The following is a 16909-nucleotide window of genomic DNA, read 5'->3' as shown; positions in this document are numbered from 1 at the left end:
CTCCGGGCATGCCGGCGGCGTCGGTCGAGGCCGCGTCGGCGTCGGTCGTGCGAGGTTCGATGGGCATCAGGAGCTCGAATACTTGAGAGGCAGCGGCTTGCCGGTCCGCGGATAGACGGTCACGCTCTTGTAGATCGTGATCAGGCCCGGCGCCGATTGCCAGAACGACGCGGTCATGAGGAACGGCGTGTACTTGTAGAACACCTCGACGACGATCGCCGAATCCCCGGCCCGGTACGGCCAGCCGTTCGGCAGCAAGGTGCCCGGCGAGGCCGGGTTCAGGTGGGTCTGCATCGTGCCGTCGTTGTAGCCGGCCGACTGCTGCCAGGTCACGACGCTGGTGTTCGTCTTGGTCGGCACGTTGGTGGCGGTCAGCATCGGCGTGCCGGCGGCCATCGACGCCGTGGTGCCGGGCGCGGCGCAATTCACGCTCTTGTCGCAGATCACGCTGACGATCACGCCGCCCGGGCCGCCACGGCTGGTCGGCGTCGTGCCGAAGTTGAGCGGCGACGCCAGCAGCGACGCCGCGTTCCAGATCGAGCCGAGATTGTCGGGATCGCTGGTGGATTGCGAGTAATAGACCTGGCTGCGCTGGCCGAGCGAGCCGGCCAGCACGAAGGCCGTGTGCTCGACGAGACTGACCGCGCGCATGTACAGATAGAGCTCGGTGAAGCCCAGCAGCGTGAACAGGATCAGCGGCGTGAGGATCGCCACCTCGATGCTCACGAACCCGCGCGACGCGCGGCGCGTGCCGCGGCCGGCCGAAGTCGCGCGCAGGTCGTGGCGCGCTGAGGAGCGAATCGCGGTCATTTCTCGTTCTGCACCAGGTAATAACGGCTGTAGACGATGGGCGTCACGCCGAAAAAGCCGAGCAAGCCCGTGAAACCCTTCGGCATGCTCAGCGAAATGTTGTACGACACCACGTCGCCCAATCCGCCCGAACCGGACGCGGGCGTCGCATTCCCGAACGTGCCGTAGTCGACGAGCGTGACGGTCACGGTGCCGCCCATGTTGACCCACGGCTTCAGGATGGTGTTGACGATCTGGGCGGCGGCCTGATCGCGCGTGCCGGTGCTCGGCGCGACGGTGGTGATGCCCGCGCGCGACGCCTGCTGCGCCGCGTATTGCACCGAGGCGTCCACCATCAGGTTGAGGCCGAGCTCGATGATGCCGAGCAGCAGGATGAACATGGCCGGCGCGAACAGCGCGAATTCCAGCGCGGACACGCCGCCGTCGTGCCGGCCGAAACGGCGCATGCCGCGCAGCAGGCGGGCGAGCCCGAGGGCCTCGGCCAGGCGCTTCATTGCGGCGCCCCGCTGCCGGCCGCCTGGCCGTGGAATTCGGTCAGCCGGCCCTGCGCGCCCCAGTTGCCGAGCGGCATGACGTTGGCGGCCTGATCGGCCGGCAGCGTCGGCACCGCGGCGGCGGCCAGTTGCCGGCGCTCGCGCTGGTAGGCGTAGAAGCGCAGATCGTTGTTGACGTCCTGCGCTGGCAGATCGCGCGACAGCAGCTCCGAGGCCGCCTGGGTGTTGCCGAGCATGCCGTAGGCCAGCGCGAGATCGTGGAACGCCTGCGGCGGCGCGGCCGGGAAGCGCGTCACGTCGGTCAGCACGTCGACCGCCTCGCGCGGCCGGCCGGCCATGATCAGCGACATGCCGAGATTGATGCTGATCGACGGATCGCCGGGGTTGCGGGTCAGCGCGTCGCGCAGTTCGGCCTGCGCGCCGGCATGGTCGCCGCTCAGATCGAGCGCGGCGCCGAGCCCGGCCTGGGCCATCGGCTGGTTCGGCTGAAGCGCGAGCACCTGGCGGAAGCTCGCGATCGCCACGTCGAACCGGCGCAGGCGCAGGCTCACGCGCGCCCGGCCGCTCAGCGCCGGCACCGAGCGCGGATCCTCCGCGAGCGCCTTGTCGTAATAGACGGCCGCACGCGTCAGGTCCCCCGCGAGATACAGCGTGTCGCCGAGGCCCGTCATGCCCGTCACCGAACGCGGATCCTGCGCGAGCATCCGGGTATAGACGTTGGTGGCCAGCTGCACGTCGCCGGTTTGCAGCGCGGTGCGCGCCACGCGCTCCTCGCTGGCGGGATCGTTCAACTTGCGCGTATCGAAGCTCGGCGTCTCCACCTGCTTGTAGGCGATGCCATGCGAAGCACAGCCCGCGATCGCGACACACGCCAGCGCGGCCGCCAGCACGGTAACGTAACGAGGCGAAAAGGCGTTCATTGGTGGGCGAAGAAATCTTTGAGCTGAATGACGGCCGGCCCCGCCGCGATCGCGCAGATGGCCGGAAGAATGAAAAGCATCATCGGGATCACCATCTTCGGCGCAAGCTTGGCGGCCTTTTCCTCGAGCGACATGATGAACGCCAGCCGCTCCGAACGCGACAGCGTCTTCAGCGATTGCGTGATCGGCGTGCCGTAGCGCATCGACTGCGTCAGCGTGGAGGTCAACGCCCGCACCGACGGCAGGTTGATGCGGCGCCCGAGGTTCTGCAGCGCGCGCTCGGTATCGCCCGAAATGCGCAGCTCGTCGGCCGTCAGCGCGAATTCGGCCGACAGCGGCGGGCAGATCGTGACCAGTTCGTCGGCCACGCGCTGCATGCTGACGAGCAGGCTGTTGCCGGCGTTGGTGCAGATCACCATCAGGTCGAGCGCGTCGGGCAGGCAGGCCGAGATCCAGCGGCGGCGCGACGACGCGCGAAAGCGCAGCGCATACTCCGGCACGATCATGCCGACGATGAACGCGCCGAGCATCGCCAGGCCGCGGAACGCCGGGAACTGGCCGACGCCGGGCACGCTGCTGCCCGACACCACCACGATCGCGGCCATCAGCAGGCCGAACGAGAATTTCACGCCGAGCATCACCGCCGTGCCGTTGGCGCTGCGATAGCCCGCGTTCAGCAGATCGGCCTCGATCTGCGCGCGCAGCTTGGCGTCGAAGAACGGGATGCGGTCGCCGAGCACGGCCAGGAAATTCGTCACGCGGTCGATCAGGCGATCCGACTCGGCCTCGTCTTCCTCGACGGTGGTGCGCGCCGCGCGGATCTGCACGGCGTCGCGCACGCGATCGGCGATCTTGCCGCGATGGCTGCCGTACTTGATCGCCCACCAGCCGGTCACCACCAGCAGCAACCCGACCAGCATCATCAGGTCGGTGAACAGTTCGACGAGTCCGGTGGTCATCGGGAGGTCTCCAGTTTCGACATCTTGGTCACGACGAGCAGGCCGAGCGTGATCGACACCACCGCGAACGTCAGCAGCTTGTGCCCCGCCTCGGTCTCGAACAGCACCTCGACATAGGGCCGGTTGATCGCGTAGAGCCCGCCCACGATCACGAACGGAATCGCGGTCAGGATCTTGGTGGTGATGCGCGCCTCGCCCGTCAGCGCGCGCGCCTTCTGGCGGATTTCGCGCCGCGTGCGGATGATGCTCGACAGGTTCTCGAGCGTTTCGCTGAGCTGGCCGCCGGTTTCGCGCTGCACCAGCAAACAGACGCAGAAGAACGAGAAATCGGAAATCTGGATGCGGCGGCCCGCGGCCACCAGCACCTCCTCGAGATCCAGGCCGACCTGCAGCGAATCGCCCATCAGGCGGAATTCGCGGCCGAGCGGCTCGGGACATTCGTTGGCGCTGTTGATGATCACCTGGGTGACCGGGATCCCGGCGCGCACCGCGCGCACGATCATGTCGAGCGCCTCGGAAAAGCCGCCGAGAAAGCGATCCTTGAAGCGATTGACCAGGAACCGGTAGGCCCACATGGCGCCCCCCACCGGCGCGCCGATCATGACGAACGGCAGCGACCAGGCCGGAATCGGCGCGATCACGCAGGTGACCAGCGCCACCACCGTCGCCAGGATCGTGACGGTGATCACGAATTTCTTGCCGCCTGCGCCGGCCACGGTGTCGAGCCGAGACAGCCGCGCCGCGAACCACATGCCGAGCTTCGTCTCCGAATCCGGCTGGGTGTTGAACAGCGAGGAATCGACCGTCAGCGTCTCGGTGGCGGTCAGCGCCACGGTCTTCCCGAACGCGCTCTGCATGCGCTGCGCGATGCGCGCCGACGCGCGCTGCCGATACAGGTTCGCGCCCAGCATCGCCATCAGGCCGACGACGACGATGCAGACGAACGCCGCGGCCGCGATCAGGTTCGGGTTGACCATTTCAGCCCATCGCCTCCATCACCGCGTCCTGCAAACCGTAGTAGGTCGCGCGTTCGTAGAACGCCGGGCGGATCGGCTGGCGCTCGAAATTGCCCTTCACCTCGTCGCCGAACGACGTGGCGTCGTAGCGGAACGCGAACAGATCCTGGGTGATGATCACCTCGCCTTCCATGCCCACCAGCTCGGTGATGCGCGTGATGCGGCGCACGCCGTCGCGCATCCGCTCGATCTGCACGAACATGTGCACGGCGCTGGCGATCTGGCGGCGGATCGACATCAGCGGCAGGTTGCCGTTGGCCATCATCACCATGCTCTCGAGACGCGTGATCGCGTCGCGCGGCGTGTTCGCGTGGATGGTGGTCATCGAGCCGTCGTGGCCCGTGTTCATCGCCTGCAGCACGTCGAACGCCTCGGGGCCGCGGGTTTCGCCGAGGATGATCCGGTCGGGACGCATCCGCAGCGAGTTGCGCACCAGGTCGCGCTGGTTCACGCCGCCCAGGCCTTCGGTGTTTTCCGGCCGCGTTTCGAGGCTCACCACGTGCGGCTGCTGCAGTTGCAGTTCGGCCGCGTCTTCGATCGTGACGATCCGCTCGCCGTCGCCGATGTAGTGCGACAGCGCGTTCAGCAAGGTGGTCTTGCCCGAGCCCGTGCCGCCCGCCACGATGATGTTCAGGCGGCAGCGGCTGGCCAGCTTCAGCAGCTTGGCCATGTTCGCCGACAGGTTGGCCTGCTTGGCCATGATGTCGAGCGTGATCTTGCGCTTCGGGAATTTACGAATCGAGATCGCCGCGCCCTTCAGCGCGAGCGGCGGCAGCACCACGTTGACCCGGCTGCCGTCGGCCAGCCGCGCATCGACCATCGGGCTGCTTTCGTCCACGCGCCGGCCCGCGCCGGCGGCGATGCGCTGCGCGACGTTGGCGACGTGCATGTTGTCGCGGAATTTGAACGGCGTCAGTTCGAGCCGGCCGCGCCGTTCGACGAACACCTGATCGGGGCCGTTCACCAGCACGTCGGTCACCGATTCGTCGGCCAGCAGCGGCTCGATCGGGCCGAGCCCGAACATGTCGTTGAGCAGTTCCTCGACCATCAGGTTCTGGTCGGCCATCGTGACGTTCAGGTACTCGCGCTCGGCCACCACCGCCACCATCTGCTCGACGGTGCCGCGCATCTGCTCGCGCGTCTTGCCCACCGCGGCCGATGCGTTCATCGACGCGAACACGCCGTTGCGCACCACCCGGAACACGTCCGAGCGCACCATCGGCTCGATCGACGGCGAGGCCGCACGGCGCCCCTCGGCGCTGGTCCACGAGGGCTCCGGCACCGATGCGGCGGCCGGCGCCGCGACGCTCGCCGGCGCGGAAGCCGGCGCGCCGGGCGCCTCGGCTTCGGCAACCGGCTCGGGCGGACGTGCCTTGGTACCGAACGATTTCATCGCTTCCACCATTTGAAGCCGCGGCTGCCGCCACGCGCCTCGTTGGTCGCCTTGAGGCCCACCAGATCGTTGCCGATCTGGGTGATCGACTGGGTGAAGCCGTTCGCGGCGCGCCCCGCCGGCGGCTCGCCGACGTTCTCCGCGATCGCGAGCACCTTGCTCTCGTAGCCGATTTCGAGCAGCACCGACCGCCCGACCGCGCCGACGAAATCGTCCTTGTCGACGTTGCCCTGGGTGCGCGGAATCGTGTTGTTCAGCACGAACGAGATGACCGGCGCGTTCTCGCGCTTCTCGACGTACTGCGCCAGCCGCACGGTTTCGTGCGCGCCGTGCACCGAGCGGTCGCTGACCATGTAGACCCGCGCCGAATTGTCGAACGCCTCGGTGGTGAGGCGGCCCACGCCGGAGCCGGTATCGATGATCACGTAGTGGAAACCGTCGGTCAGCAGATCGATCAGGCGCTCGATGCCGCCCTCCTTGAACGGCCATGCCGCGCCGTAGGGCAGTTCGCACGACAGCAGGAACAGGCGCGAGCCGATCGGGATCATGGTGCGCTCGACGAACGCCGAGTCGATCCGCTCGATGCTCTGCAGCACTTCCGACAGGCCGTTGTTCGAACGCACGCCGAGCATCGAAGTGGCCGCGCCGCCCTGCACGTTCAGGTCGACATAGGCGATCCGGCGGTGCGTGGAATCGGCCAGGTGACGCGCGAGATTGACGGCCACGGTGGTGGTGCCCACGCCGCCGCGCGCGCCGACGAACGAAATCGCCTTGCCGCGCCGCGTTTGCGGCACGGCGCGCACGGTGCCGTCGTTCAGATCGAGCGTGCGCTTGAGCAGCTCCTCGGTCAGCGGCTTGACGAGGTAATCGCGCACGCCGATGCCGAGCAGGCCGCGATACAGCGCCACGTCGTTCTTGTCGCCGAGCGCGACCACCTGCACCGACGGCTCGCACACGTCGGCCAGCCGCGCCAGATCCGACAGCGGCATCGACGAGCCCTGCAGGTCGATCAGCAGCAGGCGCGGCGAGCGGCCCACCTTGGTGATATGGGCGATCGCCTCGTTCACGCCGCCGAGGCCGATGTGCGTATGCGGCAGGGCCTCGTTGAAGATGAAGTTGCGCAGCGTCTGCTCGGTCTCGCGATCGCGGACGAAGGCCATGAAGCGCGCGGCGCGCGTGGTGGCGGCCTGCGTGCGGGCCGCGGCGCTATCCGCGGCGCTCAATTCGAACCCCCGGAGCCGCCGCCCGACGAACCGGACGAACCGCCGGCCGCGCCCGTCGAGCCGCCGTTGAGCGCCTTCACGTTATCCGTTTCGTAACGGCGCACCGCGCTCGCGGCCACCGCGGCGTCGGCCGGGCCCAGCGTGGCGGGCGCCACGAGATCCTGCGGGTTCGCGACCTGCGCGGCGAGATTCGAATAGGTGGCGCAACCCCATTGCATCGCCGGGAGGCGGCTGCCGCCCCACTTCAGCACGGGCGGCTCCGCGAGCGGGCGGCAATCGACCGAGGCCACGCCGCCGGGGCCGACCTGAATGGCCGATGCATCGATCATGCCGGGTTTCGGATCGGCGGCGCAGCCCGTCAAGGCGGCTGCGGCCGCGGCGGCGCTCAGCGCGAGGCGGAAGCGGGAATCGAGAGACACGAAAGACATGCTGGGGCGCCTCCTCAGTAAACGTAGCCGGCCGGGCCGGTGAGCTGCGGCTGCGGCGCGCCGGTATTGGCGGGCGTGGCCGCCTGGCTGCGCGCGAAGCCGTATTCGACGTCGCTGGTGCGCCGCACCAGCGAATCGATCGGCGAACGCAGGCGCTTCGGGTCGACCGGATTGGCGAGATACGGCGTCACGATGATGACGATCTCGGTTTTCTTGTCCTGGAAGCTCTTCGACGAGAACAGCTTGCCGATGACCGGCAGCGAGCCGAGGCCCGGAACCTGGCTGATCGAGTTGCTCGAATTCGACTGCAGCAGGCCGGCGATCGCGAAGCTCTGGCCGCTGGCCAGCTCCACCGTGGTGTCGGCGCGACGCACGCTGATGCCGGGAATGCTGATGGTGCCGGTCGAGATGCTGGCGGTCGAATCGAGCTGGCTGACTTCCGGACGCACCTTCAGGCTGATGCGGCGGTCGTTGAGCACCGTCGGCGTGAAATCGAGCTTGACGCCGAAATCCTTGTAGTCGATCGACACCGCGCCGTTGGTCTGCGAGATCGGAATCGGGAATTCGCCGCCGGCCAGGAAACTGGCCGTCTGGCCCGACAGCGCCACGAGGTTCGGCTCCGCCAGCGTGGTCAGCAGGTCTTCCTCGGTCAGCGCGCCGATGATGGCGTCGATGCTCGTGCCGCCCGACGAGAAGCCCGCGGCGATCGAATAGCCGGTGCCGGTGGTCGAGGTGGCGGTCGAGGTCAGCGACGACAGCGTGGTGGCGCCGTTGAACAGGCCGCCGAAGAAATGGCTGCCGCCGAAGGTGGTCAGCGATTGCCAGTTCACGCCGAGTTGCCGCGTGACGTTGCGATCCACTTCGACGATCCGCACGTGCAGTTGCACTTGCAGCGGCTTGTCGATCACGATCCGGTTCACGAGGTTCTGCTTCTCGGCGAGATACGGCTGCAGCATCTGCGCCATCGCGTCCGCCTCGCTCGAATCCTTGGCGTGGCCGTCCACCTGCATCGAGCCGGGGCCGGCGTTGAGCTTCAGGTCCGCGTTCGGGAAGCGTGCGGCCAGCATGCCGCGCAGCGCGTCGAGATCGGGCGTGACCTTGATCGTGCGCTGCACGAGCGGATGATTCGCGCCGTCGAGCACGTACAGCGTGGTCGTGCCGGCCTTCTTGCCCAGCACGTACAGCACGCGCGGCACCGGCACGTTCACGTCGGCGATGGTCGGATCGGCCACGAACACCGAGGCGGCGTTCTGCGTCAGCGTGAGCATCGCGCCCTTGCCGGTCGTCAGGTCGAGCGTCCCGCCGGACAGGGCGCTGCCCTGCATCTGCGGCATGCCGGGCGACGCGGCACGTTTGGCCCGCGCGTTGACCGGCATGCCGTCGCGCAGGTCGAGCGCGCTGGCGGGAGACGGCGCCAGCGTCGTCAGCAACGTCAGCGTTGCGAGTGCGATGGGCACGAGGCGCCCGCGCTGAAGGGTTCCGAACCGCGATTTCATGATCAGAGAATGTTCCTGCGTAAGCCCGTGGCGCAATGCCCCCGATGGCCTGTTTTCGACGGAGGCCGGCATCAGTTCGGCAAACTCGGCAGCGGCGGCGCGACGCCCGTGCCGCCGCCACCGTCCGCCCCACCCGATTCGCTGCGCGACGACCCGCGGTAGATCACCACGCGCGGCGGCGTGTAGCCGGCCGAGGACGGCGAGGACGGACGCTGCAGATCGTGCAGCGCGCGCGAGACGTCGCCGCTCCACACCGGCGCGGCCGCCGAGGCCGGCGCCGTGTCGACGCCCGACGCGGCATTCGGATTGCGGCTGTCGGTGGCGAAGCTGCGCAGCGCCAGCGAGAGGCTGCCCAGATGCGAGGCCACCGCCACCACTTCGCTCATGCGCGGCGTCACTTCGAGCGTCACGGTGCGCGCGACACGGATGCCGCCGTCGGTGTTCGCACCGGAATCGTCCTTCGGACGCGTGAACTGCGAGCCGACCGCGAGCACGCGCACCTGCTGCACCACGGTTTCGCTCGAGACGGATTGGCCCGGCGCATTGGTGCGCGCGGTCATCTGCTGGGTCAGCAGCAGGTCGACGTAGTCGCCCGGCTGAATCAGGCCGGCGTTGCCGGACACGTCGTCCACCGCCACCGACACGGCGAGCATGCCGGGCTTGAGCGTGGCCGCGAGGAAGCCCGGCGCGTTCGCCAGGATCACGTCGGTGGTGACCAGCACCGTGCCCGACTTCACCGGATGGCGCAGCAGGGCGCCCTTCAGCTCCGGCGCGCCGGCCACGCCGGACACCACGGCGTTCGGCGGCACCTCGCCGACCGGGATGGTCTTCCAGCCGAGGTCTTCGTCGCGCAGCAACAGGCCGACCGGCAGATCGGCCGTGGCGATCCGCACTTTCGACGTGGTCGGCGCCACGGTATCGGTGTGCTGCGAGGAGACGATCACGATCCGCACGATGACGGCGACGATGATCGCGCCGACCAGCAAACCGAGAATTTTGATGAGATTCGACATGGCTGATACGTTCTATCGCACTGCCAGCGCCAACGCGACCGGCAGCACGATGGCCGTGCCGCCGCCCAATGCGAGCGCGACACCGTAGGGCACGCCGCGAGCGCCGGAGAACAGGGCGAGCCAGCGGCGCGGGCCGCGTTGCTCGGCATCCGGCGACAGATGGCGTGTGGCGAAGCTGACGATTCCGACGACCGTACCGATCACGGAAATCAGCGTGAGCGCCGGCATGAACTCCGTCACGCCGGCCCACAGAAAGATGGCGGCAGCGAGCTTCGCATCGCCGCCGCCAAGCATGCGGGCGGCAAACAACGCAATGCCGACCAGCAGAATCAGAACCCCGACCGCGAGGTGGATGACCATCTGTTCGATGGGCATGCCGACCAGCCACGCGTCGATGGGAAACAACACGGCAATCGCGGCCACTGCGCGCGTCGGCAACCGGCGTTCACGCAGGTCACGAATCGCCAGCCAGGCAAGCAGGCAAGCGACAACCATCCTTATCAGCAAAGAAAGGATCAGCACGACAGTATCCAGGGAATGCAAAAAAGGCGGGAATCGAGCGCCGAGCGCGCTTCCCGCCTTCGAAGACGCTTACTGCGTTGCGCCCTTCTGGGCCGACGAGACTTGCGTGAACAGATTGTTGAACAGCGTCGAGACGCTGCTCTTGTACGTGACGGCCATTGCGCCGAGCGCCAGGATCACGATACCTGCCAGCACGGCGTATTCCATTGCGCTGACACCACGCTCGTCGCGAGCAAAAGCCTTGAGAAATTTCTTCATAATTACCCCGAAAATCCAGAATTAAACGTTAAGCAAACATTAGCCAGACCAACCGGAAAGACCCAACGACGCCACCAACTATCGCCTACCGAAACGGTGATCTCAGCCGTTTCGAGCTCGCGGAGCCCCCGAGAATGTGCTCCTTGTTGCCTGAGCTTCCTCGTGGAGCAAAGTATAAATTTTGAGATTAGCGAGAAGGTGCAAATGTATGTGAAACACTGTTAAATCTCCACTACACAGTGTTACACCGCACGGTTTCGAAACGCTTTTTGCAACATTGGCCACGATCGCGCCACGCTTCTTGCGTTCCGACATCGGGCTTTCACATCGGGGCGCCCCAAAAACGCGGCACGGCGACGCCCCTGTCACGTCCCCCTCATGCCGCTGATATCGGCAGCCGGTCGGCATTCTTTAGGAAAAATCCAGTCGCGGCTAGCAAGGCATGCCGGAATTGACGACGACAACGTTTGCGATGTATGCGGCGGATTGTCGCACACGATCGTCAAAACGCGCGCCAGGCAAGGAAAACGGCGAGCGCTCGAGAACCGCGCGGTGCGCCGAACGCTCGCCGCCGGCACAACGCCCGCTCAGTTGCCGTTGGCTTTCTGGGCGGTGCTGGCTTGCGAGGAGAGCGTCGAAAACAGGCCGGTGATCGTGGTGCGGTAGGCGGCGGCGACGCCGACCAGCGCGAGCACCACGATCGACGCCAGGATGGCGTACTCCATGGCGCTGACGCCCCGCTCGTCGCGGGAGAATTCCTTCAGAAGCTTCTTCATAGCCCTACTCGTCGAAAAGCCCCAGTGAGGCCATAAGAACGGCGGCCGGAGCGCATTCGCCCATCCGGCCACACGACACATCCAATCCACCCATAACGGCAGCGAATCGTAATTATTTAGGAGGCCATATGCAACCTCAATGCGGCGCGGCGGGCGCGTTCTCCCCCTGCACCGCCGTTCCGCATCCGCTGCAGAACGGGAAAAAGGCGAAATTGCGCGTGCCGCATCCGCAAACCTGAAACAATCGCAGCCCGCAATGGATACAGAACGTCGATTGCTCGCCGCCGAGGCTCCACGGCTTGTCGCACGACGGGCAGGTTTTCTTCTGGAACGACGCGATCGCCTTCTCGTAGCCGATCGACTGCGCGCGCTCGTCCTGGCTGCGCTGCATCTCGTCGCGCTTGCGTTCGACGTAGCGCTGGAACGCCCGCAGCATGTAGATCCCGGCGAACACGGTCAGCGCGATGCCCACCACCACCCGCACGTAGCCGCCGAAATCCGGCAGATACGGCACCAGCTCGACGAAGAACGCCGACAGCGCGAACAGCCCGAAGCCATAGACGAACGGCCAGTAGCGCGCCCGCCGGTGACGCACGAACAGCCAGAGCGCGATCAGCAGCACCGGCAGCGTGAAGGCGAGACGCCAGCCGAACACCTCGAGCGCATAGCGGCGCGCGGCGCTTTCGTAGCGCGCGTCGGCGGCGTCGCGGGCCTGCTCGGCGCGCCGGTCGAGCGCCTGGGCGCGCACGGCGAGCGCCTGCGCCTGATCCGACAGCACGTCCTGCTGCTTCTGCAACCCGGCCAGCGCGGCCTGCAGCCGGTCGAGCTGCTGCGTGCGCGCCAGCACGTCGGGGTTGCGGCTGGCGTCGCCGGTGGCGCTGCGCGTGGCGACCCAGTTGCGGAACGCCTCCTTGGCGTTGTCGTAGTCGCGCCGGGCGCGCGTGACGGCCACCCGGGCCGCGTCCTGCTTCGTCGACAGGCTCTCGCGTTCGCCATCGAGCGCGCGCCGTTCGTCGCGCAGGGCGGCGTCGCGCGCGGTGTCGGCGAACTGCTCGACGCTCGGCGGCCCGCCCGCCGGCGCGAACATCATGTCGCGGATCACGAGGCTGCCGAGCATGTTGAGGAACAGCGCGAACACGATCGCGACGGCCCACGACGCGAGCCGCAACCATCGTTCGGGGCGGGAAAACGCCTGGCTGGTCTTCATCTTCATGGTCTCTCCGGTGTCGTTGGTGTCGTGGCGCCCGCCGGCCGCGGCCACGGCCGGTGCGGCGCGTGAAAAGCCGCGCGCTACACGCCGATCGTGCCGCGATCGATCTTGCGCGCGAGGATGATGGAGGTGGTGGTGCGTTCGACGCCGTCGAGCGCGCCGATCTCGTCGAGCAGGTCGTTGAGCCGGCCCGGCGAATCGGCGCGCAGCCAGGCGACGTAATCGAATTCGCCGCTCACGGCGCACAGCAGTTGCACCTCGGGCATGCGGTCGAGCCGCTTCAGCACGTCCTGGCCGTATTTCGGCGCGAGGATGATGCCCACGTAGGCGACCAGGCTCGCGTCGAGCACGTCCTGCCCGAGCCGCGCGCCGTAGCCGGCGATCACCTGCGTGCGTTCGAGCCGCTCGATGCGCGCGATCACCGTGGTGCGCGCCACGCCGAGTTGCCGCGCCAGTTCGGCCACGCTGGCTCGCGCGTTCGCCTGCAGCATCGTCACGAGGTTGCGGTCGAGTTCGTCGAGCTGATCGAGGCGGGGTGGGCGCATGACGGTTTCCGTGACAAGGTGACGCGATGATAGCGCCGATGCCCGAGCCTCCCAAGCCAAATGGCCGGCCCGGCGGGCCTCGCGAAGCCGGCGGCACCCCGCCGGGCCGAGCGTTTGCGATTCGTTTCGGTTGTAAGCAGATGTCGCTTCGCTGCACATTTGCACGCTCGCATGCTACTAATAGCGCACCTTTCGGATCGCGGCTTGCTACACCCGATGGCAAACGCGCCGGAAATCGAATGACGACCACACAGGAGTTCCTAATGAAAAAGATCTCGCTGACTCTCGCTGCCCTGTTCGCGCTCGGCGGTTCGATTGCCGCTCACGCCCAGACGCCCGCTTCGGCGCCGGCAGCCGCCACGCCGTCGTCGGCCGCGGCCACGCACGCAGCGCGTCATGAAGCCCGCGTCGAGGAACGGATCACCTACCTGCACAAGCAGCTGAAGATCACCTCGGAACAGGAAGCGCAATGGAAGCCGTTCGCCGACACGATGCGCGATAACGGCGAAACGATGGCCAACCTGTACGCCCAGCGCATGGATGCGAAGGGCTCGGCCACGGCGCTCGACGACGTCAAGCAATACGCCGAGATCGCCCAGGCCAACGCCGACGGCGCGAAGAAGCTGGTCGATTCGTTCGGCCCGCTGTACGACGCGCTGTCGCCGGCGCAGAAGGCGATCGCCGACAAGACGTTCGCCCAGCGCTGGAACCATCACGGCCCGCGCGACGCGAAGCATGCGCCGCACAAGGCTGCCAAGAAGCCGGCCGCACCGGCCGCCGACGCCGCCAGCGCACCGGCCGCGCAATAAGTGCGGGCGCTGCGTTAAGCGCAGCGAGCCTGCCGCCGGAGCTTCGGCCCCGGCGCACCACCCGGCCCCTCGCGTTCGCGCGGCGGGCCGGGTTCTTTTTTGGGCCGCCCGGCAGCGCACGGCGCGCGCCCTCCCCAGCCCCGGCGTTTCAGGCTACAGTGCGTGCTTTTCCGCAAGCCACGCGAACCATGATCGAACTGAAGCAAATCGACCTGCGCACGGATGCCGCCGCGCAACGCGTCGTCAAGGATGAAACCGTGCAGGTGGTGTTCGCGGCCGAGGCCGGCGAACTGATGAGCCTCGAAGGGCCGAACCGCTATGCGCCGGGCGACGCGCTCGTGACGGGCTCGACCGGCGACCGCTGGGTGGTGTCGCGCGAACGCTTCGATCCGAAGTACCTGCCCGCCGCCGACGGCCTCGAACACGGCCAGGCCGGCCCGTACCGCAACCGCCCGGCCGTGCTGCTGGCGCGCCGCATGGACGCGCCGTTCGCGATCGCACGCTCCGAGAACGGCGACGTGCTGCGCGGCGCGGCCGGCGACTGGGTCATGCAATACGCTCCGGGCGATTACGGCGTGGTGCAGGCGCTGCGTTTCGCGCAGGTGTACCGCATCGTCGAATGAGGCCGGCGCGGGCCGCTCGCCCACGCCACGCGCCACCGCTCACCGCTTCTCGCAACCCGCCATGACACGATCCCGCCTGCTCCGCCTGCTGTCCGCTCACGTCGTCCGCGCCTGCCTGCTGATGCTGCCCGCCCTGGCCGCCGCCCCGGCGCACGCCGCCGACAAGGCCTCCCCGGCACAGCTGAGCGCGGCCTTGACCGCGCTGCTCGGCCATCCCGCGCCGCTGCCCGATCGCGACGATCGGGTGGTGCTCGCACCGTGGCCGCATGCGCCGGCCGGCAGCGGCGACGCCTGGGTGGCCGCCGCGCTGCTGCCCTTGCCGAACGACGACCAGACGCTCGAACTGTGGACCGGCGTGCTGGTCCGCCAGGGCGACGGCTTCCGCCTGCTCGCGCGCGCCGCGCACGGCACGATCGACGATTTTCCTTGGCCGATCTGGCATCCGTCGCTGCAGCTCGACCTGATTCCGTACCCGCTCGCGGCCGGCGACACGGCGTTCGGCGTGCGCGTGCTCGACGACTACAACTCCACCGCGCATTCGGATGCCTACGCGGCGATTCGCCTGTATCGCCTGAACGGCGCGGCGCTTTCGCCGGTGTTCGACGCGCTGACCTCGACGTGGACCTACGACAAGGACGAAGCGGCCCAGTGCGCGCAACGCGCGATGCACGGCAAGCACGAGCCGACCGACGCGCAGCAGGCAGACTGCGACGCCGACGCCACGAGCGAGAGCGCCTACCTGCTCGCCTTCAGCCCGGCGCAGACGCGCGGCCATTTCGATCTGCTGGTGCGCACGCGCCCGGCCAAGGGCCAACCGGCCAAGCTGGTCAAGCGTGCGAAGTGGGATGGCAACGGCTATCAGCCGCGCGTGTTCGACGGCAGTTGAAGCAAACGGGCCGCGCGCATGGCGGCCCGTCGAATACCGTCAAGCCGCCGGGCCCTCGGCCCGTCAGGCGAATTCCTCGCCGAGCGCGAGCGTCGTATCGCGCTCGACCGCTTGCCCGTCGGCATGCCGCTCCTCGAGCGAGCCGATGAACGCCTCGACATAGGCGCGCAGCACGGCGTGGCTGCGCGCGCGCTGCATCGGCCGCATCGCCAGATAGCGCGCATAGGCGGCCGGCTCGATGCGCAGATCGAGCGTCATGCGCTTGGGCGCGGCGCCGAAACGCATCCCCAGCCATTGCACATGCAGGAAACGTCCGGCGTCGTCCTGACGCTCGGCAAAACTCGTCTGTTCGGGGAACAGATCGCAGATCACGCGCGCCAGCGCCTCGTATTCGGCGCTTGCGCAGTCGTAGTGATAGTCGTCCATCGCCGACCTCCTTGTGAATGTCGGGCCGGGTTCAGGCAGTGCGCGGCGCCGGCCGGCTCCACCGGGCGAGCGCGGCGACCAGCACCATGGTCAGCAGACCATAGGCCGTCACCATCGTCGAAATCGACAGCGCGCCGGCGTTGAACGCGATCAGCGGCAGATCGGCCAGCGGATGCAGCACGATCGCCAGCGGCAGGATCCAGGCCTTGCGCGCGCGCACGCCGCGCCACACCAGCACCGACATCGCCACCTGGAACGTGAACATCGCGATGCATTCGAGCACGCGCACGCCCACCGTGGAGGCCGACATCGTGACCAGCATCATCTGGATGCGCAGCGCGAGATCGGGCGGCATGGTCGACAGTTGCGCGTTGAGCTGGCCGCGCTGCGCGAGCCAGACCAGCCAGACCCACTGGCCCAGCACCACCACGCCCACGTACCACGCCTGCGCGCCGCCGAAGCCGACGCCGTAGCCGAACCCGCGGCCGTCGCCGAGCGAGGCGCCGTAACGGCGCTCGACGAAGCGCAGCCCCAGATAGCGGCCCGCTTCTTCGATCACGGCCGGCGCGATCAGGCCGAATGCGGCGAACAGGCCGGGCTGGGACAGCGTCGCGGCCGCGCCGGGCAGGTGCAGCACCAGCGCATAGACGCCGCGCTCGATCAGCGTGGCGAACAGCATGAACGCGGCGATGCCGACGATGGCGTCGCGGCGGTCGACCTTCATGGGGGATTTGAGCAGGCGGAACACGACGATCGGCAGCAGCGCGACGATCAGCGTGCCGATGATCAGCGCCACCAGCGTGGCGGGAGCAACAGTCATGACGATCCTTGGACGAGGCAGGCGCACCGGCCGGTGCGCGACCCCGCATGATACTCAGCTTGCGGTGGACGTGCGCACCATGAGCTGCCCGGGCAGCAGCGCCTCGCGGGCCGCGCCGGTCGCGCCCTCGATCCGGTCGTGCACGAATTCCACGGCGCGATAGCCGATGTCGTAGGTCGGCTGGCGGATCGTGGAGATGCCGAGCAGCTCGGCCCATTCGGGATCGTCGATCGAGAGCAGCGCGGCCTTGGCCTGCCAGCCCGCGCCGTGGCGCGCGTGCAG

The 16909-nt window shown here is 68.0% G+C and carries 21 protein-coding genes; 3 read left to right on the top strand and 18 right to left on the bottom strand.

The window, feature by feature from the left end; all coding sequences use genetic code 11:
* Positions 1 to 66 precede the first annotated feature (66 nt).
* From G3N92_RS19495 to G3N92_RS19425, 15 genes are all read right to left on the bottom strand, one after another.
* Entirely contained in the window at positions 67 to 810 is a 744-nt protein-coding gene (locus G3N92_RS19495; protein WP_206129164.1) for a hypothetical protein, read from the bottom strand.
* The gene (locus G3N92_RS19490) at positions 807 to 1304 is read right to left on the bottom strand and encodes a TadE/TadG family type IV pilus assembly protein (protein WP_241014900.1); all 498 of its coding nucleotides are present in this window, start codon (positions 1302 to 1304) and stop codon (positions 807 to 809) included. The genes G3N92_RS19495 and G3N92_RS19490 overlap by 4 nt, the downstream gene beginning before the upstream one ends.
* Entirely contained in the window at positions 1301 to 2224 is a 924-nt protein-coding gene (locus G3N92_RS19485; protein ID WP_206129163.1) for a tetratricopeptide repeat protein, read from the bottom strand. Before G3N92_RS19485 ends, G3N92_RS19490 begins: the two co-directional genes overlap by 4 nt.
* Complete coding sequence (locus G3N92_RS19480) at positions 2221 to 3183, bottom strand: type II secretion system F family protein (protein WP_206129162.1); 963 nt, start codon at positions 3181 to 3183, stop codon at positions 2221 to 2223. The genes G3N92_RS19485 and G3N92_RS19480 overlap by 4 nt, the downstream gene beginning before the upstream one ends.
* Positions 3180 to 4160, bottom strand: a complete 981-nt coding sequence (locus G3N92_RS19475) for a type II secretion system F family protein (RefSeq protein WP_206129161.1) — start codon at positions 4158 to 4160, stop codon at positions 3180 to 3182. The genes G3N92_RS19480 and G3N92_RS19475 overlap by 4 nt, the downstream gene beginning before the upstream one ends.
* Position 4161: 1 nt before the next feature.
* Entirely contained in the window at positions 4162 to 5592 is a 1431-nt protein-coding gene (locus G3N92_RS19470) for a CpaF family protein (RefSeq protein WP_206129160.1), read from the bottom strand.
* Positions 5589 to 6815: an AAA family ATPase gene (locus G3N92_RS19465; protein WP_241014899.1), complete on the bottom strand. Its 1227-nt coding sequence runs from the start codon at positions 6813 to 6815 to the stop codon at positions 5589 to 5591. The genes G3N92_RS19470 and G3N92_RS19465 overlap by 4 nt, the downstream gene beginning before the upstream one ends.
* Positions 6812 to 7243, bottom strand: coding sequence for a CpaD family pilus assembly lipoprotein (locus G3N92_RS19460; RefSeq protein WP_241014898.1), 432 nt, complete (start codon positions 7241 to 7243; stop codon positions 6812 to 6814). The genes G3N92_RS19465 and G3N92_RS19460 overlap by 4 nt, the downstream gene beginning before the upstream one ends.
* Before the next feature lie 14 nt (positions 7244 to 7257).
* Positions 7258 to 8700 (bottom strand): type II and III secretion system protein family protein, encoded by a 1443-nt coding sequence (locus tag G3N92_RS19455; RefSeq protein ID WP_339385782.1) that lies wholly within the window; start codon positions 8698 to 8700, stop codon positions 7258 to 7260.
* Between the two features lie 110 nt (positions 8701 to 8810).
* A complete protein-coding gene (gene cpaB, locus G3N92_RS19450; RefSeq protein ID WP_206129158.1) occupies positions 8811 to 9752 on the bottom strand; it encodes a Flp pilus assembly protein CpaB in 942 nt (313 codons plus the stop codon).
* Between the two features lie 12 nt (positions 9753 to 9764).
* Positions 9765 to 10274 carry a prepilin peptidase gene (locus tag G3N92_RS19445; RefSeq protein WP_206129157.1) on the bottom strand — a complete coding sequence of 170 codons (510 nt, stop codon included), beginning with the start codon at positions 10272 to 10274 and terminating at the stop codon, positions 9765 to 9767.
* A gap of 69 nt (positions 10275 to 10343) precedes the next feature.
* Positions 10344 to 10532, bottom strand: coding sequence for a Flp family type IVb pilin (locus G3N92_RS19440; protein WP_206129156.1), 189 nt, complete (start codon positions 10530 to 10532; stop codon positions 10344 to 10346).
* A 587-nt stretch (positions 10533 to 11119) separates the two neighbouring features.
* Entirely contained in the window at positions 11120 to 11308 is a 189-nt protein-coding gene (locus G3N92_RS19435; RefSeq protein ID WP_206129155.1) for a Flp family type IVb pilin, read from the bottom strand.
* A gap of 136 nt (positions 11309 to 11444) precedes the next feature.
* Positions 11445 to 12515: a zinc ribbon domain-containing protein gene (locus G3N92_RS19430; RefSeq protein ID WP_206129165.1), complete on the bottom strand. Its 1071-nt coding sequence runs from the start codon at positions 12513 to 12515 to the stop codon at positions 11445 to 11447.
* 83 nt (positions 12516 to 12598) lie between these two features.
* Entirely contained in the window at positions 12599 to 13063 is a 465-nt protein-coding gene (locus G3N92_RS19425; protein WP_206129154.1) for an Lrp/AsnC family transcriptional regulator, read from the bottom strand.
* Between the two features lie 263 nt (positions 13064 to 13326).
* Here G3N92_RS19425 and G3N92_RS19420 point away from each other — a divergent pair, with 263 nt between their 5' ends.
* The 3 genes from G3N92_RS19420 to G3N92_RS19410 all read left to right on the top strand — a co-directional run bounded on the left by G3N92_RS19420 (position 13327) and on the right by G3N92_RS19410 (position 15381).
* Positions 13327 to 13872, top strand: a complete 546-nt coding sequence (locus tag G3N92_RS19420; protein ID WP_206129153.1) for a Spy/CpxP family protein refolding chaperone — start codon at positions 13327 to 13329, stop codon at positions 13870 to 13872.
* 188 nt (positions 13873 to 14060) lie between these two features.
* Positions 14061 to 14495, top strand: a complete 435-nt coding sequence (locus G3N92_RS19415) for a PGDYG domain-containing protein (protein ID WP_206129152.1) — start codon at positions 14061 to 14063, stop codon at positions 14493 to 14495.
* Between the two features lie 61 nt (positions 14496 to 14556).
* Complete coding sequence (locus G3N92_RS19410; RefSeq protein ID WP_206129151.1) at positions 14557 to 15381, top strand: hypothetical protein; 825 nt, start codon at positions 14557 to 14559, stop codon at positions 15379 to 15381.
* A gap of 63 nt (positions 15382 to 15444) precedes the next feature.
* On the opposite strand, the gene G3N92_RS19405 is transcribed toward G3N92_RS19410, so the two are convergent.
* The 3 genes from G3N92_RS19405 to G3N92_RS19395 all read right to left on the bottom strand — a co-directional run.
* On the bottom strand, positions 15445 to 15807 hold the full coding sequence (locus tag G3N92_RS19405; protein ID WP_206129150.1) for a DUF3022 domain-containing protein: 363 nt from the start codon (positions 15805 to 15807) through the stop codon (positions 15445 to 15447).
* 31 nt (positions 15808 to 15838) lie between these two features.
* Positions 15839 to 16627: a YhfC family glutamic-type intramembrane protease gene (locus G3N92_RS19400; protein WP_206129149.1), complete on the bottom strand. Its 789-nt coding sequence runs from the start codon at positions 16625 to 16627 to the stop codon at positions 15839 to 15841.
* 54 nt (positions 16628 to 16681) lie between these two features.
* Positions 16682 to 16909: substrate-binding domain-containing protein (locus G3N92_RS19395; protein WP_206129148.1), on the bottom strand; the 228-nt coding region annotated here is incomplete at its 5' end.

The sequence above is a fragment of the Burkholderia sp. Ac-20379 genome (assembly GCF_017104645.1).
In the GTDB taxonomy this organism is placed as follows: domain Bacteria; phylum Pseudomonadota; class Gammaproteobacteria; order Burkholderiales; family Burkholderiaceae; genus Burkholderia.
This window is presented reverse-complemented; position numbering and strand designations above follow the sequence as displayed.

Excerpts from the sequence above, each read along its gene's own strand:
- G3N92_RS19495 (WP_206129164.1), bottom strand. The coding sequence starts at position 810 with ATGACCGCGATTCGCTCCTCAGCGCGCCACGACCTGCGCGCGACTTCG.
- G3N92_RS19490 (WP_241014900.1), bottom strand. The coding sequence starts at position 1,304 with ATGAAGCGCCTGGCCGAGGCCCTCGGGCTCGCCCGCCTGCTGCGCGGC.
- G3N92_RS19485 (WP_206129163.1), bottom strand. The coding sequence starts at position 2,224 with ATGAACGCCTTTTCGCCTCGTTACGTTACCGTGCTGGCGGCCGCGCTG.
- G3N92_RS19480 (WP_206129162.1), bottom strand. The coding sequence starts at position 3,183 with ATGACCACCGGACTCGTCGAACTGTTCACCGACCTGATGATGCTGGTC.
- G3N92_RS19475 (WP_206129161.1), bottom strand. The coding sequence starts at position 4,160 with ATGGTCAACCCGAACCTGATCGCGGCCGCGGCGTTCGTCTGCATCGTC.
- G3N92_RS19470 (WP_206129160.1), bottom strand. The coding sequence starts at position 5,592 with ATGAAATCGTTCGGTACCAAGGCACGTCCGCCCGAGCCGGTTGCCGAA.
- G3N92_RS19460 (WP_241014898.1), bottom strand. The coding sequence starts at position 7,243 with ATGTCTTTCGTGTCTCTCGATTCCCGCTTCCGCCTCGCGCTGAGCGCC.
- cpaB (WP_206129158.1), bottom strand. The coding sequence starts at position 9,752 with ATGTCGAATCTCATCAAAATTCTCGGTTTGCTGGTCGGCGCGATCATC.
- G3N92_RS19440 (WP_206129156.1), bottom strand. The coding sequence starts at position 10,532 with ATGAAGAAATTTCTCAAGGCTTTTGCTCGCGACGAGCGTGGTGTCAGC.
- G3N92_RS19435 (WP_206129155.1), bottom strand. The coding sequence starts at position 11,308 with ATGAAGAAGCTTCTGAAGGAATTCTCCCGCGACGAGCGGGGCGTCAGC.
- G3N92_RS19430 (WP_206129165.1), bottom strand. The coding sequence starts at position 12,515 with ATGAAGACCAGCCAGGCGTTTTCCCGCCCCGAACGATGGTTGCGGCTC.
- G3N92_RS19425 (WP_206129154.1), bottom strand. The coding sequence starts at position 13,063 with ATGCGCCCACCCCGCCTCGATCAGCTCGACGAACTCGACCGCAACCTC.
- G3N92_RS19420 (WP_206129153.1), top strand. The coding sequence starts at position 13,327 with ATGAAAAAGATCTCGCTGACTCTCGCTGCCCTGTTCGCGCTCGGCGGT.
- G3N92_RS19415 (WP_206129152.1), top strand. The coding sequence starts at position 14,061 with ATGATCGAACTGAAGCAAATCGACCTGCGCACGGATGCCGCCGCGCAA.
- G3N92_RS19410 (WP_206129151.1), top strand. The coding sequence starts at position 14,557 with ATGACACGATCCCGCCTGCTCCGCCTGCTGTCCGCTCACGTCGTCCGC.
- G3N92_RS19405 (WP_206129150.1), bottom strand. The coding sequence starts at position 15,807 with ATGGACGACTATCACTACGACTGCGCAAGCGCCGAATACGAGGCGCTG.
- G3N92_RS19400 (WP_206129149.1), bottom strand. The coding sequence starts at position 16,627 with ATGACTGTTGCTCCCGCCACGCTGGTGGCGCTGATCATCGGCACGCTG.